The sequence below is a fragment of the Streptomyces sp. NPDC050528 genome, from assembly GCF_044457795.1.
GTDB lineage: Bacteria > Actinomycetota > Actinomycetes > Streptomycetales > Streptomycetaceae > Streptomyces.
Genome location: NZ_JBITHH010000014.1, coordinates 195,654 through 210,512, shown reverse-complemented (window position 1 = coordinate 210,512; position 14,859 = coordinate 195,654). Strand labels below are relative to the sequence as shown.

At 68.1% G+C, this 14,859-nt stretch carries 13 protein-coding genes; 7 read left to right on the top strand and 6 right to left on the bottom strand.

The window, feature by feature from the left end:
- Window positions 1–130: 130 nt before the first annotated feature.
- Window positions 131–1,216: an S-(hydroxymethyl)mycothiol dehydrogenase gene (locus ACIBK4_RS40170; protein WP_399003277.1), complete on the bottom strand. Its 1,086-nt coding sequence runs from the start codon at window positions 1,214–1,216 to the stop codon at window positions 131–133.
- 131 nt (window positions 1,217–1,347) lie between these two features.
- Complete coding sequence (locus tag ACIBK4_RS40165; RefSeq protein WP_399003418.1) at window positions 1,348–1,836, bottom strand: TetR/AcrR family transcriptional regulator; 489 nt, start codon at window positions 1,834–1,836, stop codon at window positions 1,348–1,350.
- 234 nt (window positions 1,837–2,070) lie between these two features.
- Here ACIBK4_RS40165 and ACIBK4_RS40160 point away from each other — a divergent pair, with 234 nt between their 5' ends.
- On the top strand, window positions 2,071–3,513 hold the full coding sequence (locus tag ACIBK4_RS40160) for an aldehyde dehydrogenase (protein WP_399003275.1): 1,443 nt from the start codon (window positions 2,071–2,073) through the stop codon (window positions 3,511–3,513).
- A gap of 7 nt (window positions 3,514–3,520) precedes the next feature.
- Here ACIBK4_RS40160 and ACIBK4_RS40155 read toward each other — a convergent pair whose 3' ends face one another.
- Window positions 3,521–4,471 (bottom strand): SDR family NAD(P)-dependent oxidoreductase, encoded by a 951-nt coding sequence (locus tag ACIBK4_RS40155; protein ID WP_399003273.1) that lies wholly within the window; start codon window positions 4,469–4,471, stop codon window positions 3,521–3,523.
- Between the two features lie 113 nt (window positions 4,472–4,584).
- Here ACIBK4_RS40155 and ACIBK4_RS40150 point away from each other — a divergent pair, with 113 nt between their 5' ends.
- The 5 genes from ACIBK4_RS40150 (at window position 4,585) to ACIBK4_RS40130 (ending at window position 10,551) form a co-directional block, all read left to right on the top strand.
- Window positions 4,585–5,223, top strand: a complete 639-nt coding sequence (locus ACIBK4_RS40150) for a TetR/AcrR family transcriptional regulator (protein ID WP_399003271.1) — start codon at window positions 4,585–4,587, stop codon at window positions 5,221–5,223.
- Between the two features lie 234 nt (window positions 5,224–5,457).
- Window positions 5,458–6,720 (top strand): ATP-grasp domain-containing protein, encoded by a 1,263-nt coding sequence (locus tag ACIBK4_RS40145; RefSeq protein WP_399003269.1) that lies wholly within the window; start codon window positions 5,458–5,460, stop codon window positions 6,718–6,720.
- A gap of 51 nt (window positions 6,721–6,771) precedes the next feature.
- Window positions 6,772–8,022 (top strand): acetyl-CoA carboxylase biotin carboxylase subunit family protein, encoded by a 1,251-nt coding sequence (locus ACIBK4_RS40140; protein ID WP_399003267.1) that lies wholly within the window; start codon window positions 6,772–6,774, stop codon window positions 8,020–8,022.
- The gene (locus ACIBK4_RS40135) at window positions 8,019–9,284 is read left to right on the top strand and encodes an MFS transporter (protein WP_399003265.1); all 1,266 of its coding nucleotides are present in this window, start codon (window positions 8,019–8,021) and stop codon (window positions 9,282–9,284) included. The genes ACIBK4_RS40140 and ACIBK4_RS40135 overlap by 4 nt, the downstream gene beginning before the upstream one ends.
- The gene (locus tag ACIBK4_RS40130) at window positions 9,262–10,551 is read left to right on the top strand and encodes an amidase family protein (RefSeq protein ID WP_399003263.1); all 1,290 of its coding nucleotides are present in this window, start codon (window positions 9,262–9,264) and stop codon (window positions 10,549–10,551) included. The genes ACIBK4_RS40135 and ACIBK4_RS40130 overlap by 23 nt, the downstream gene beginning before the upstream one ends.
- Here ACIBK4_RS40130 and ACIBK4_RS40125 read toward each other — a convergent pair.
- Window positions 10,524–11,456, bottom strand: coding sequence for a diiron oxygenase (locus ACIBK4_RS40125; protein ID WP_399003261.1), 933 nt, complete (start codon window positions 11,454–11,456; stop codon window positions 10,524–10,526). The genes ACIBK4_RS40130 and ACIBK4_RS40125 overlap by 28 nt on opposite strands.
- Before the next feature lie 190 nt (window positions 11,457–11,646).
- On the opposite strand from ACIBK4_RS40125, the gene ACIBK4_RS40120 reads away from it, so the two are divergent.
- Window positions 11,647–12,369, top strand: a complete 723-nt coding sequence (locus tag ACIBK4_RS40120; protein ID WP_399003259.1) for a class I SAM-dependent methyltransferase — start codon at window positions 11,647–11,649, stop codon at window positions 12,367–12,369.
- 22 nt (window positions 12,370–12,391) lie between these two features.
- Here the strand turns inward: ACIBK4_RS40120 and ACIBK4_RS40115 are convergent, their stop codons facing one another.
- Both ACIBK4_RS40115 and ACIBK4_RS40110 read right to left on the bottom strand, forming a co-directional pair.
- Entirely contained in the window at window positions 12,392–13,861 is a 1,470-nt protein-coding gene (locus tag ACIBK4_RS40115) for an aldehyde dehydrogenase family protein (RefSeq protein WP_399003257.1), read from the bottom strand.
- Window positions 13,845–14,786, bottom strand: a complete 942-nt coding sequence (locus ACIBK4_RS40110) for an isocitrate lyase/phosphoenolpyruvate mutase family protein (protein WP_399003255.1) — start codon at window positions 14,784–14,786, stop codon at window positions 13,845–13,847. The genes ACIBK4_RS40115 and ACIBK4_RS40110 overlap by 17 nt, the downstream gene beginning before the upstream one ends.
- Window positions 14,787–14,859 lie beyond the last annotated feature (73 nt).

Here is a 14,859-nt window from a genome sequence, read left to right as displayed (position 1 = left end):
ATTGCGGTAAGCGCAACGTCAGTTTGAGGGCGGCCCCAAACCGTTGTCAAGGCATTCAGAGGCCACGCGAATCGCTTACCTGGTGTTGCTTTTCACGCAACATCTCGCGCCATCAGCAACACCAGGACCGTCACAGCACCACCACCGAACGCAGCACATCACCGCCGTGCATCCGCTCGAAGGCCTTCTCCACGTCCTCCAGCGCGATGGTCTCCGTGACGAACGCGTCGAGATCCAGCCGCCCTTGGAGATAGAGGTCGATCAGCAGGGGGAAGTCACGGGAGGGGAGACAGTCGCCGTACCACGACGACTTGAGTGAACCGCCGCGTCCGAAGACGTCCAGGAGCGGCAGTTCCAGCTTCATCTCCGGGGTGGGCACACCGACGAGGACGACCGTGCCGGCGAGATCACGGCCGTAGAACGCCTGCTTGTACGTCTCCGGGCGGCCGACCGCCTCGATGACGACGTCGGCGCCGAAGCCGCCGGTCAGTTCGCGGATGGCCTCGACGGGGTCGGCGGCCTTGGAGTTCACCGTGTGCGTGGCGCCCAGCGAGCGGGCCTTCTCCAGCTTGCGGTCGTCGATGTCCACGGCGATGATCCGCGCCGCACCCGCGAGCCGCGCCCCGGCGATCGCCGCGTCGCCGACGCCACCGCAGCCGATGACGGCGACGCTGTCACCGCGTCCGACGTTGCCGGTGTTGATGGCCGCGCCGATCCCGGCCATCACGCCACAGCCCAACAGCCCGGCGGCGGCAGCCGACGCGGCCCGGTCGACCTTGGTGCACTGGCCCGCCGCGACGAGCGTCTTCTCGGCGAAGGCGCCGATACCGAGCGCCGGGGAGAGTTCGGTGCCGTCCAGCAGGGTCATCCTCTGCTTCGCGTTGTGGGTGTTGAAGCAGTACTGCGGCCGTCCGCGCCGACAGGCCCGGCAATTCCCGCACACGGCACGCCAGTTGAGGATCACGAAGTCGCCGGGCGCGACCTCGGTGACGCCCTCCCCCACCGACTCCACGACGCCCGCGGCCTCATGGCCGAGCAGGAACGGGAACTCGTCGTTGATACCGCCCTCGCGGTAGTGCAGATCGGTGTGGCAGACCCCGCACGCCTCGACCTTCACCAGCGCCTCGCCCGGCCCGGGATCGGGGACGACGATCGTCTCCAGGCTGACAGGGGCACCCTTGCCTCGCGCGACGACAGCACGGACCTGATGCGTCATGGCCACTCCTCCGCTGGTACGGGACCTGAGCAGAACGTTGCTCATTACGGCACGCTTCGCGCGAGCCGCAACACAGCATCACGGAGGGCAGAACGGGGGTCAAGGATTCGGGTCGGCCCGCACCGCCGACGTCACCGGCCGCCTAGCCCCCGTAGAAAGGTGTCGACGACCATGTCGGCGGCCTGGGCATCGGTGAGTTCGGGCAGTTGCTGCGAGGCCAGGTGCATGAGCTGCGGCAGCAGTGAACTCGCCCATGCGGCGGGGGTGTCGGCGCGCAGCAGCCCCTCGCCGGTGGCCCGTTCCAGGAAGAGGTCGACCTCGCGGATCACGGCGTCTCGCCGCCCGTGGATCGTCTCGTCGGCCTTCATCCGGGTGAGTTCGACGGGCCACTTGCGATTGACGCCGATGATCCCTTCGACGTATCGGTGCAGCGCCACGGCGACGGGAGCCTCGCGCAGCCTGGCGTCCTCGACGGCCCGCTCGATGGCCTCGACGCGCGCCTCGTAGATCGCCGCCAGCAACTCCTCACGGGACGCGAACCGCCGATAAACGGTGCGCCGGTCGACACCGGCCTCGGCGGCGATGGCGGCGATGCTCGCGCCCGGATCGGCGGCGAGCATGCGCGCTCCGGTCGTCAGGACGGCTTCGAGGTTGCGTACGGCGTCGGCTCTCACATGGCGAAGCATAGCCCGCGATGTGGAACCTGACCTACATATCACCTCACCCGAGTGGCCCTCCAACGCACAAATGCTACATTGAAGTGACAGTTACTGAGACGGCCGCCCCTTGGCCCGATCACGCCTGGCTCGATCACCGCTGGTCCGTTCACCCCTCACCCCCTCGGGAGAGAGCAAATGATCACCTACGACCGACTCTTCATCGCGGGTTCGTGGACCGCACCCAGCAGTCCCGACCTGCTCGACATCCGCTCGCCGCACGACCGCACGGTGATCGGCCGTGCCGCGCAGGCCCTCCCCGCCGACGTGGACCGGGCCGTGGCCGCGGCCCGCGCCGCCTTCGACGAGGGCCCGTGGCCGCGTACCGCACCCGCCGATCGCATCGCCGTCGTCCGGCGGCTCAACGCGCTGCGCGAGGCCGACGCCGAGAAGATCGCCGCGCTCATCTCCGCGGAGAACGGTTCGGCCGGCTGGTTCACGCTGGCCGGGCAACCGGGGCTCGGCCGCCAGGCGGGCGCCTACCTCAAGGCCGCCGAGGAGTTCGGCTGGGAGGAGACGCTGACGCCGTCCGACCCCGACTCCCCCACGCGGAGCGTGCTGCGCCGCGAGCCCATCGGTGTCGTGGCGGCCGTCATTCCGTGGAACTCCCCCTTCTCCGCCGCCCTGGCCAAGGTCATCCCCGCCCTGCTGGCCGGCAACACGGTCGTCCTCAAGGTGTCCCCGGAGAACTCGCTGAGCATGGGGTTCCTCGCCGAACTGCTGGAGCAGACCGGTCTGCCCGAGGGCGTGATCAGCGTCCTGCCCGCCGACCGTGAGACCAGCGAGTACCTGGTGTCGCACCCCGACGTGGCCAAGGTCGCGTTCACCGGCTCAACCGGCGCCGGGCGGAGGATCGCGTCCATCGCGGGCGAGCAACTCAAGCGCGTCAGCCTGGAGTTGGGCGGCAAGTCGGCCGCCGTCATCCTGGACGACGCCGATGTCCAACTCGCCGTACAGGGGCTGAAGTTCGCGTCCCTACTGAACAACGGCGAGGCGTGCATCGCGCAGACCCGCGTCCTCGCGCCGCTCAGTCGCTACGACGAGGTCGTCACCGCCCTCAAGACCCTCGTCGAGTCGCTCAAGGTCGGGGACCCGAACGACCCCGACACGTTCATCGGCCCGATGGTCCGCCCCGACCAGCAGCAGCGCGTCCGCGACTACATCGAACTCGGCATCAAGGAAGGCGCCCGCCTCGTCACCGGCGGCCCCGAGGTTCCGCCCGGCCTCGAAGGCGGCAACTACGTCACCCCGACCGTCTTCGCCGACGTGGACAACTCGATGCGGATCGCGCGGGAGGAGATCTTCGGCCCGGTTCTCGTCGTCATCCCCTACGAGGACGAGGACGACGCGGTGCGGATCGCGAACGACTCGGAGTACGGCCTCTCGGGCGGCGTGTGGTCCGCCGACCAGGCCCGCGCACTCGCCGTCGCCCGCCGTCTGCGCACCGGCACGGTCACCGTGAACGGCGCTCCCATCGCCTTCGACGGACCCTTCGGCGGCTACAAGGCCAGCGGAATCGGCCGTGAATACGGGGCAGTTGGGCTCACGCAGTACGTGGAGTACAAGACCGTCACCCTGTGATCGGCCCTCAGCCGGAGACCGCGGCGGTGGACAGCTCCCACAGGCGCTCGGCGGCGGCCGGGTCGAGCGCGTACTCGGCGACACCCACCGGCTCCAGGTCCGTCTCCAGTTCCTTCGGGTCGATGACCGGGGCCTCGGCGCTGTTCTGGAAGTAGCGCCCGGTGACACCCTCGACCAGCGGTGAGCCGGCCACCAGTGCTGAAGTGGCGGCGCCCTGCGCGGCCGTTCGCCACGGGTAGGTGTCGTAGACGGTCCGTGCCTCGTCGGACATGTCGTCGCCAAATGCGTGCTGCTGCAAGGGAGTTCGGATGCCGCCGGGCATCACGGCGTTGGCGGTGATGCCGTCCGCCGCCCAGCGCCGGCCCGCTTCTACGGCGAACAGCACGATCGCGGTCTTGGACTGACCGTAGGCCTCCAGCGGGACGTAGGGCCGGTTCGCGTAGTTGATGTCGTCGAAGACGACCGGTGAGTACAGGTGCGCGGTGGAGCTGACCGAGGCGATCCGGGCACCCTCGGCGGCGAGCGCGGGGTGCAGTCCGGTCGCCAGGGCGAAGTGGCCCAGGTGGTTCGTGGCGAACTGCGTCTCCCAGCCCTCTCGCGTGAGCCGCAGCTCCGGGAGCGCCATGATGCCGGCGTTGTTGACGAGGATGTGCAGCGGGCCCTGCCAGGCGGCGGCGAAGGCACGCACCGAGTCCAGGTCGGTGAGCTCCAGCGGCGCGACCCGTACCGCCTGATTGCCGGTGTCCGCGGTGATGTCGGCGGCGACCCTGGCACCCTTCGCGGTGTCGCGCACGGCCAGGGTCACCTCGGCGCCGGCGCGCGCCAGTGCCCGTGCGGTCTCCACGCCGACGCCGGAGGAGCCGCCGGTGATCACGGCCCGCCGACCGCCGAGGTCCACCCCGCCGAGCACTTCGTCGGCGGTGGTGTCGCGATTGAAGGGGGTGCTGAGAACAGTCATGGCCCTGTCTCCTGATTCGAGTGTCGGTAGGTGCATTTCGATTCGAGTCGACTCGTATCGAATTGTAGGCCCGGTTCACGTCAGGGGCAAAGCGCGCGCCCTATACTCGGCGGGTGAGCCAGCCCAGCAAACACCCCTTGACCAGCGACGATGCCCGTCCCACGCCGGGCCGCAAACGGAGCGAGGCCTCGCGGCTCGCCATCCTCGCCGCGACCCGCGAGCTCATCGGCGAGCAGGGCTACGAGAAGTTGTCGATCGGCGGGATCGCGGCGCGCGCGGGGGTGGGCAAGGACACCATCTACCGCTGGTGGCCCTCGAAGGGCATGGTCGTCGCGGACGCGGTGATGGAGGAGGCGCAGCCCTTCCATCTCTCCCCGCCGGCCCACGCCGGATCGGTGGACGAGGACGTCCGGAACTGGGCGCACGCCCTCGCCCGCGACTTCGTCGACCCGACCAGGGTCGACCGGATCCGGGCGGTCACCTCCGCGGCGAGCGAGGACCCGGCCACCGCCGAGCGGCTCTACGAGCGCTTCACCCAGGTGCAGCGGACGGGGTTCATCGACCGCCTCCGGGTGGCGGCCGAGGCCGGAGAGGTGCGTCCGGACGCGGACTTCGGCGCGGTCGCGGACGCGATCATCGGCTCCCTCATGTACTGGGCGACCGCCCGCCGTTCCGACCTGACCATCGAGTCGGTGGACTCGCTCCTGGACGTACTGCTGCGGGGCCTGCGCGCGGACTCAGCCATTTCATAGGCCACCGATGTCGCGATAGCCACGGATCTCCGCGATTTCAACCCGCACCCGACCAGACAACGGCCAAGAAAAGGAATGTAAATCCTTGTCAACCAAGGGTATGTGAAACAACGTCAACTCTCCCGGGCCGCTGGTCATACCTCGCGTACAACAAGGAATACCGCGGTGTTCGTCCAATCTTTCCTGGGTACGGTGACGCGAAGGTCGCCGTTTGTGCTCGGGAGGAGATCCGCTGTGCGGAAAACTGTGTGTCTGGTCGAGTCGCCCCGAACAGGTGCGGGGCAAGATGCCGCGCGGAGCCTGGCGAACTGGGGATACCGGACGGTCGTCCTGGTCGACCGGCCGGAGAAACTCGACCAGTTCCTGCTCGACGACTACCAGGACATCGGGACGAGCATTGTCGGGTGCGACACCTCGTCCGCCACCGCGATCGCCGAAGCGGCGCGCGGTATCGCGGGAGATGACCTCGCCGGGGTGACTTCCGTATACGAGTACTTCGTCGCGGTCGCCGCGGAAGCCGCCGTCGCGTTGAATCTTCCGGGCCCGGTGCCGGAAGCCGTGCACCGGTGCCGCTCCAAAGCGGGCATTCGCTCCGCCTGCGACTCCGCGCCCGGTCTGAACCCGCGTTACGAACTCGTACACGACGTGGCCGACGCATTATCCGCGGCCGAGAAGATGGGCTTTCCGGTCGTCGTCAAACCCGTCGGACTGACGGGCAGCGTCTTCGTCCGGCGGTGCGACAACGCATCGGAGGTGACACGTATCACCGAACACATCCTCGGTACCGACAGCTACCTCGGCGTCGACATGGACCCGACGGTGGTGGTCGAGGAGTACCTGGCCGGCCCGGAGTACTCGGTGGAGGCCTTCGACGGCCGCGGCCTGGGCATCACCGCGAAGACGAGCGGACCGCTGCCGTACTTCGTCGAACTGGCCCATCGGTTTCCGGCCGCCGTCGAACCGCGCGTGGCACAACTGGTCGTCGAGACCGCCGAACGCGGGCTCAGGGCCGTCGGTCTCGACTGGGGGCCGGCGCATGTCGAGGTGAAGTTCGCCGACCGGGAGCAGTGGATTCCGCGGTTGATCGAGGTCAACCCCCGGGTCGGCGGCGACCGGGTGCCGGAGCTGGTCCGGCTCGCCACCGGCGTCGACCTGACGGCACGGCACATGGCCGCGGTCGTCGGCAGGCCCCGCCCCGAGACGGCCGCCCCCGCCGCACCGGCCGCCGCGATCCGCTTCGTCGCGATGCCGGACACCGGCGAGTTGACGTCGATCGACGGAATCGAGGACGCCCGGCACGGCACCGGGGTCACCGAGGTGCACATCAAGAACCGGATCGGCGACGTGTACCGCTCGCACGGCTCCAACCGAGACCGGATCGCGCATGTCATCGCCACCGGCCCGAACGCCGAGGACGCGCTCAAGAACGCGACGACCGCGGCCGAGGCGCTGCGGTTCGGCTGGAAGCCGATCGAGGGCGACGCCGAATACGTCTGAGCCGTGGAGAACAATCCGTCCTTTTGCACACGCCCGAGGAGCGCCGCAATCGTGAAGGTACTCATTCTCAACAGGTTCAAGCTCGCGCGCGTCGATTACCGGCAGTGGGCCCACCCGTCGGACGAGCTGTATCTGATCACCAGCGGTGACTCGGTGTCCGCCGACGAGACCGCCCGAAAGAGCGAACTGGCCGGATTCGCGCACACCCAAGTCGTCGACGATTACGCCGACTCGGCCCTGCCGGAATACCTCGCACACCAACTGCACAGCGAGCATTCCTTCGGCAAACTGCTGGCCATGTCGGAGTTCGATCTCCTCCGGGCCGGCCGACTCCGAGACGCGTGGGCCGTTCCCGGTCAGTCCGAGGCAGAGGCGTTATTGTTCCGCGACAAAATACGCATGAAAGGAGCGCTGGCCGAATCCGGTGTAAGGATCACCGGATACCGGGCCGTCGACGATGTCACCGAACTACTTCTCGCGGTCCGCGAACTCGGTTTCCCCCTCGTGGTGAAACCCAGGCTGGGCGCCGCCTCGGTGGGCGTGACCGTCCTGGAGAACCAAACAGATCTGGACACTTTCCTCACCCGCAATCCACTCTCCGTCGGAGACGCGCCGGCCCACCTCATGGCCGAATCCTTTGTCTCCCACGCGCTGTTCCACATCGACGGAATCGTCGACGCCGGTGACGTGAAGATCTGCTGGCCGTCCGAACAGACCACCTCCTGCCTGGAGATCGCCCAGGGCGCGGTCTGTCTCAGCACGTTCCTCGACGCCGACGATCCCCGGCTACCGGCCTTGCAGGACATGACAGTTCGCGCGATCAAGGCCCTCGGCATCGAGGAGACCGCACTGTTCCACGCGGAGATCTTCGGCTCGCCGGACGGCTTCGTGTTCAACGAGGTCGGATGCCGGGTCGGCGGAGCCAAGATCCGCGATCAACTGGAGTACGGCTTCGACGTCGACCCCATCGAGTGGTTCGCCCGCGCCTACCTCGGCAACCCACGCCACCGAGCACTTCCCCCCGAGCCCGTCCGCCAGACCGGATACGCACTCGTGCCCCCGCGCCCGGGTGTCGTCGAGTCGCTCGGCAAGGTCGAACTCCCCGCATCGATAAGGCTGTTCGAGTCGAAGATCAGTCCGGGTGACGTGTTGGAACGGTCCACATCGAGTACGTCCGCGATGGCGTCGTTCGTCTCGGTGGGCGCCGCTCAGGCAGACGTCGTCCGTGACCTCAACTCCGCCGTAGCCGCACTGAGTTCGGCCCTGATCATCCGGGAACCGTCGACAGAGGCCGACCGATGACGACGGCCACCCCTGCCTTGCACCGCGACACGACGATCCTCGGCTTCATCGCCGCCCGCGCACTGGCGATCCTCGGCGACCAGACGGTCACGTTCTTCGTCCCGATCGCGGTCTACGGCGCGACCCAACAAGTCACGTCATCCGGCATCGCGTTCCTGGTGCAGTGGCTGCCGCGCATCCTGTCGATGCCGGTCTCAGGCGCCTACGTCGACCGCTTCCGCGCCCGGCAGCAGCTCGTGGTGGTCGACCTCGCCCGGGTCGCGATGCTCGCGCTGGCCGCCGTCACCGGTTCGCTGCCGTTGCTGGTGGTCGCCGGTGGCGCGGCCACGCTGCTCAACGGCCACTCCACGATCGCGGTCGAGAGCATCCTCGGCCGCCAGGTCGCCCGGGACCGCTACCCCCAGACCCAGGCGAGATTCCAGGCCGCACAGCAACTCGTGACGGTCGCGGGCCCCGCCCTCGGCGGCATGCTGCTCGGCGTCCTGCCGGTCGACGCCGGGCTGACCGTCATCGCCGCGATCTTCCTGGTCGCCGGGGTGTGGACGGGCCTGTGCTTCCACGCCCTGGACCGAGTGGTGGTCGAAACAGGCGGCGAGAAACTCCTACGACGACTGCGCACCGGATTCTCGACGGTCTTCGGCAGCCGCCCGATCCTCTCCCTGATCGCGGTCACCCTCGGCGTCAACCTCACCGCGAGCCTGGTCCTGGCCTCGCTGCCCGCGATCATCATCGGAGACCTCGGCCAATCCGAGCCCACCGTAGGCCTGTTGGCGGCGACAGCGACCGTGGTCAGCTTCCTCGCCGCCCTGCTGACCGCCCCGATCGCCAAGAGACGAGAGGTCGACATCTTCCTCTGGCCCGTCGCCCTCCTCCTCGCGACCGGCGCCCTGTGCATGATCCTCGCCGGCGACGTCGTGGTCATGGGCATCGGCTACGGCTGCTGGAGCGCCGGCGTGACCGTGTTCACGATCTGGATGCGCACCTGGCGGATCCGGGTGATCCCGGCGGAGCAACTCGGCGCCACACTCGGGGTGTTCTCCTCCATGATCCTGGCTTCGGCACCGCTGGCCGGAGTCATCCTGGCCACGGCGGGCGGCAGTTGGGACCCCCGGAGCATCCTGGCTGTCGTCGCCGCCGTCAGTCTCGTGCTGGCCCCCGTGGCACTGTTCGTGTTCCGACGCCAAGTGCGGCCCCTGATCGCGCCCTTGAACAGCGAAGAGAAACGAATAGGATCGGGCCATGGATATGGTGTTCGGTCGTGAACTCGTTTCTGAAACCGGGCCACACGCGCAGGTGGCCCAGAACATCCGGACCTCTCTGCGAAGAATCGCCGAAACGGATACCGCGGTCGAGGCGTTCGAAGAGGAACCGGACAGGGAATCACGGCTGGCCGGGATACCCGTAGAGAATTCCGGGCCGTTGCGCGGGGCCACTCTGGGCGTCAAGGACATTTTCGCCGTCGATGGCCTTCCCACTAGAGGCGGTTCGGCGCTCGACCCGGCCGAATTCGCGGGCCCCGAGGCATCGACGGTCACGCTGCTGCGGCAGTCCGGCGCGACGGTCGTAGGAAAAACGAAGACCGCGGAGTTCGCCTGCGTGCATCCGCCCACGACCCGCAATCCGCACGATCTACGGCGCACACCGGGCGGCTCCAGCAGCGGTTCCGCCGCAGCCGTGGCGACCGGGGCCGTAACCCTGGCGACGGGAACGCAGACGATCGGCTCGGTGATACGGCCGGCGTCCTACTGCGGTGTCGCGGGTTTCAAGGCGACCCAGGGCAGCGTCCCTTTGGACGGTGTCATTCCGTGCGCCAAGAGTTACGACTCGTTCGGGCTCTTCGCCACGTCAGTTTCCGGCCTTGCGCTCGGCGCTTCGGTGTTCTTCGGGGAAGAGCAGCCGGTTGGCCGGAATCCGGTCGTCGCGGTCCCCGCGCGCGAGTATCTGGCGCTCGCCACCGAAACGACGAACGAGGTGTTCGGCACCACGGTGCGTGAACTCGCCGACTCCGGCCTCGACATCGTGGACTCGGACCTCGCGGCCGATATAGCCGTTCTCACCAGGACCCAGTCGGTCGTCTTCGATGCCGAGTTCGCCCGGGCCCATGAGGACCGTTTCCGTAGGCATGCCGACATTCTTGGCGCGGGGACCGTGGAGGTGATTCGCCGGGGCCTCGGTATTTCGGAGCGCGCGTACGCGACCGCCGTCGATGAACTGGCCGACCAGCGCGCCGCGTTCGACGCCAGGATGGAGCAGGAGGGCGTCGACCTTGTCGTGGCGCCGGCCGCGACCGATGTGGCGCCGCTCGGCCTGTCGTCCACCGGCAGTCCGGTGATGAGTCTGCCCTGGAGTCACTTCGGTCTGCCGTGTGTGACGATCCCCTTGCCGCGAGGCGTCGGGGAGTTGCCCCTCGGGCTCCAGCTCGTGGGTCGCCGTCACTCGGACCTGCGGCTGCTCGGGTGGACCGGTGAAGTCGCCTCCACCATCGGTCAATTGACGGAGCGTCAGCCGGGCAGCAGGCCGCGGCTCTGAGCCTCGTACCGGGCGCCGGGCTCGTCGAACGCCTCGATCTCCCGGAGGTATCCGAGGAGTTTCGAGGCGGTCGCGCGGTTGTATTCGGCCTGGGTCCGCTCGCTGAAGGTCTCGGCGAGCACCTGGCGCACCTCGTCGCGCCGGAGTCCGTATCCGCCGAGTTCGGTTCCGATGGACGGTACGTCGGGACGGAGGAAGACGTCGATGAGTTCGGGGAAGAGCCGTGCGGCGAAGGCGCGTTCCGTGCGGTTCAGGGAGGCCCATAGGTAGGTCAGGTAAGAGGCGAAGTAGGCGTGGTGCCGGCCCTCGTCCACCGCGTGGTCGTGCAAGGTGTCGACCACGGCTCCCGAGACCTCGCGGGATTTCGATATCTCGGTCAGTGAAGCGGTGATGAGGGTTTCCGAGACGATGGTGAACAGCAGGTCGATGAAGCCGGACTTGGCCGGATCGTGCTTCTCCTTGAGTGCCGCCAACCGGCGCAGGAAGTAGGGCACTTCGTCGATTCTGGGCTCGATGCCCGTGCGTTCCTGCACTTGTCGCATCAGGTCGACGGAGAAATAGCCGTGATAGGCCTCGTCGCAGTAGATCTTCAGGGCGTCGAAGCGCATTTGATCCGGGATCGGCACCTGTATGTCGCCCTGCGAGATACCGAGGACGACGTAGTTGACCACCATGAACTCCAGTTTCGAGGTGAAGTGGAGGTAGCGGTAGAGCTGTTGGGTGAGCAGCTCGCGGAACAGTTCGGGGCGGAGGCCGTTGACGAGTTCGTGCTTCGCGACCGGTATCAGATCCGCGGGGAAGAGATCGCCGGTGTCGTCGGAAAGGGTCCGGCGTGGACTGGAGCGTACGGAGGCGCGGCGGTCCCAGTTCGCGAACGGGGTGCGGTAGTCCGGGAGTTCGGCCAATGAATCGTCAAGTTTCGCCGACGCGTCGTCGGTCCGCGCCTGATTGCGTGTTAACTGGCTGATTGGGCAGAATGCGGCAGCCGCGCATCCTGTGAAAAGCCCGACAGTACCGCACATTCTCGATTCTCCTGGAGTTCGTATCGTGAGTTCTGGGCGAGTTGACGGCACTAACCGAGAGGTGAAACACCGCATGACGACGCAGTCCGGTCGGTCGGCCGAGGAAGAGTTCCAGCCCGTCACCGAGGAGCAGTTGTCCGAGCAGTTGGCGTACTACTCAAGTCGTGCGGGGGAATACGACGACTGGTGGCTACGGCGAGGAACGTTCGACAAGGGCGAGGCCGCGAACGAGGTCTGGTTCCGTGAGGCGGAACTCGTGCGTTCCGTTCTGCACGCGATCGATCTCGGCGACGACGTGCTCGAACTCGCCCCCGGCACGGGCACGTGGAGCGTCCACCTCGCCCCGCGCGCCCAAAACCTCCTGCTGGTCGACGGTTCCGCCGAGATGCTCGCGCACAATCCGGCGGCCAAGGAGGAACAGGTCCGGACCGAGATCGCGGACCTGTTCACCTGGGAGACCGACGAGCGGTTCGACACGATCGTCTTCACGTTCTGGATCTCGCATGTCCCGCGCGAGCGACTCCGTCCTTTCTTCCGTTCGCTGGGACGTTGGCTGCGGCCCGGCGGCCGGCTGTTCTTCGTCGACGACCTGCCGCTCGCGACCACCGAACCGCATGTGGACGGCGCGGCGGGGCAGACCATGACGCGCCGGCTCAACAGCGGGGAGAGCGCGACCATCGTCAAGAACTTCTATCCGGCCGCCGAACTCGCCGCCGCCGCAGGTGAGTTCGGCATCGATCTGGAAGTGCGGGAGAGCGAGACGTACTTCCAGTACGGCACCGGCCGCAGGCGCTGAGCGGCAAGGTCCGGCGGAGTGGTCAGCCGACGCCGATCGTCGCCGTTCTGAGTTCGGTGAAGAACTCGATCGCGTCGTCGGCACACTCCGCCGGGCCGACCTGGGACTCCTTGGTCCCGATGTGCGGCATGTGGGGAAAGGCGCCGACGCCCGGGCGGTTGACGTGCAGCATGCCGGCTTCGGCCTCGGCGAGGAACCGGGCGATCAGCGGCAGACGGGCCGTGAACAAGGTGGCCGACATGCCGTACCGGACGGAGTTGTTGATCGCCATCGCCTCGTCGAAGTCACGGCAGCGCAGGACGACCAGGATCGGGCCGAACACCTCGGTGTTGGCCAGCGGTGCGTCCGCGGCGATTCCGGTGAGCACCGTCGGGGCCATGAAGTAGCCGCCGCCGTCGGAGACCACCGCGGCTCCCCCGGTGACGAGTTGGGCGCCGTCGCGTACGGCCGTGGAGACGGCGTCGAGGCAGCGTTCGAGGCTGGCGCCGTCGATCAGCGGGCCGAGATCGGTCCTCGGGTCGTCCGGTGGGCCCACCCGCAGCGCGCCGGCCCGGGCCGCCAGGCGGGCGACGAACTCGTCGAAGACGTCCTCCTGGACGATGGCCCGGCTGGTCGCGGAACAGCGTTGACCGGCCTGGCCGAAGGCGCCGTACGCGACGGCGTCGACCGCCTTCTCCAGGTCGGCGTCCGCGAGGACGACGGCCGCGTTCTTGCCGCCCATTTCGAGCTGGGTCCTGGTGAACGAGGCGGCGGCCGCCGCCTGGACCCGGCGGCCGACGTCGACGCTTCCGGTGAAGGACACCCCTTTGACCAACGGGTGTTCGACGAGGGCGGCACCGGTCGTGCCGTCGCCGTGCACGAGGTTGACCGCGCCGGCCGGAATTCCCGCCTCGTGGGCCAGAGTTACCAGCCGCTGTGCGGTGAACGGGGCCAGCGGTGACGGCTTCAGCACCACCGTGCAGCCGGCGACCAGGGCCGGGGCGAGCTTCCACACCGGGATGGCCAGCGGAAAGTTCCACGGCGTGATGAGCCCGACGACGCCGATCGGGTGGCGTGTGGTGGAGCTCCAGGTGTCCGGGCTGTCGGAGGGCAGCGTCCGCCCGCCGAGCCGTCGGCCAAGACCGGCCGCGAACCGGACGATCTCGATCGACCGGGCGACCTCCGAGTCCGCCTCCGCCCGGGTCTTGCCGTGCTCCTCTCTGATCAGCAGGGCCAGTTCGGTACGGTCCCGCTCCATCAGGCCGGCCAGGCGGTGGACCAGGTCCGCGCGGGCGATGGAGCCCAACCTCCGCCACGCGGCGAGCTGTTCGTGCGCCGTCCTGACGGCGCTGTCGACAACTCCCCCGTCCGCGACGGGAATCCTGCCTAAGGAGGTGCCCGGGCGGGCGGGGTTCACTTTCTCCAACAGGGCGTCGCCCTGGACGTGTTGGCCACCGACGAGGTGTGCGCCCACGTGGATGCGAGCGGCTCGCACATCAACGCTCAACGACATCGGCGTTCCTCCGCTCTTCCCCGGCGCCGTTCAGGATCTGCTTGGCCACGCCCTGCCCGATCGACTCGAACCGGTCCTCGGCCGACAGCAGCGCGGCCACGTCCTGATAGCCGAACACATCGCCCAGCGGGGCGAGTTGGTTCTCCACGGGCGCCGCCGTGCCCTCGGCGAGGATGGAGCCGAATATCTGCCGAATCGACGTGATGGCGCCGCGCAGGCCCTGGTTGGCGTAGATCGCGAGCGAGGCTCCGCCGGCCCTCAGCTCCTCCATCGTCACACTGTTGTACGTCGTCGGGACGACCACGATCGGCAGATCACCGTCGTACGCGGCACAGAACGAGTAGATCTCGTTCGGTGTCTTCAGCTTGGAATGGATCAACAGGGCGTCCGCGCCCGCGAGTTCATAGGCCTCGGCCCGGCGCAGCGCCTCGTCGAGGCCGTAGCCGGAGATGAACGCCTCGATGCGGGCGATGACGACGAAGTCCTCGTTGACACGTGTCGCCACCGCGGCGGCGATCTTGCCGGCGAAGTCCTCGATGGGGACGAGGGCCTGGTTGCCGGCGACGAAACTGTTGAGCTTGGGGAAGGTCTTGTCCTCGATGCAGACGCCCTGGACCCCGGCGGCCTCGTAACTGCGCACCATGTGGACGACGTTGCCGATGCCGCCGAATCCGGAGTCGCAGTCCGCGAGGACCGGGACGGACACCTTCTCGACCATCGCCCGGGCCACGGCGAGGCATTCGTTCATGCTGAGGATGTTGGCGTCGGGGACGCCGAGCGAGGCGGCGATCTCCAGCCCGCTCGCCCAGACCACGTCGAAGCCCGCCTGTTCGACGAGTTGGGCGGTCAGCGGGTTGTGGGCGCCGGCCGCCTTGGCGAGGTCGGCGTCGTGCAGCAGGGCGCGCAGGGTTTTTACGGGTGCCATGGAGGTTCTCCTTGCGGTGATGGCGTGACCGGGCGGTGGTCGCCCGGCCGAGGGGTGATCACGTCACCGGGCG

Excerpts from the sequence above, each read along its gene's own strand:
- ACIBK4_RS40170 (WP_399003277.1), bottom strand. The coding sequence starts at position 1,216 with ATGACGCATCAGGTCCGTGCTGTCGTCGCGCGAGGCAAGGGTGCCCCT.
- ACIBK4_RS40165 (WP_399003418.1), bottom strand. The coding sequence starts at position 1,836 with ATGCTCGCCGCCGATCCGGGCGCGAGCATCGCCGCCATCGCCGCCGAG.
- ACIBK4_RS40160 (WP_399003275.1), top strand. The coding sequence starts at position 2,071 with ATGATCACCTACGACCGACTCTTCATCGCGGGTTCGTGGACCGCACCC.
- ACIBK4_RS40155 (WP_399003273.1), bottom strand. The coding sequence starts at position 4,471 with ATGACTGTTCTCAGCACCCCCTTCAATCGCGACACCACCGCCGACGAA.
- ACIBK4_RS40135 (WP_399003265.1), top strand. The coding sequence starts at position 8,019 with ATGACGACGGCCACCCCTGCCTTGCACCGCGACACGACGATCCTCGGC.
- ACIBK4_RS40130 (WP_399003263.1), top strand. The coding sequence starts at position 9,262 with ATGGATATGGTGTTCGGTCGTGAACTCGTTTCTGAAACCGGGCCACAC.
- ACIBK4_RS40120 (WP_399003259.1), top strand. The coding sequence starts at position 11,647 with ATGACGACGCAGTCCGGTCGGTCGGCCGAGGAAGAGTTCCAGCCCGTC.
- ACIBK4_RS40115 (WP_399003257.1), bottom strand. The coding sequence starts at position 13,861 with ATGTCGTTGAGCGTTGATGTGCGAGCCGCTCGCATCCACGTGGGCGCA.
- ACIBK4_RS40110 (WP_399003255.1), bottom strand. The coding sequence starts at position 14,786 with ATGGCACCCGTAAAAACCCTGCGCGCCCTGCTGCACGACGCCGACCTC.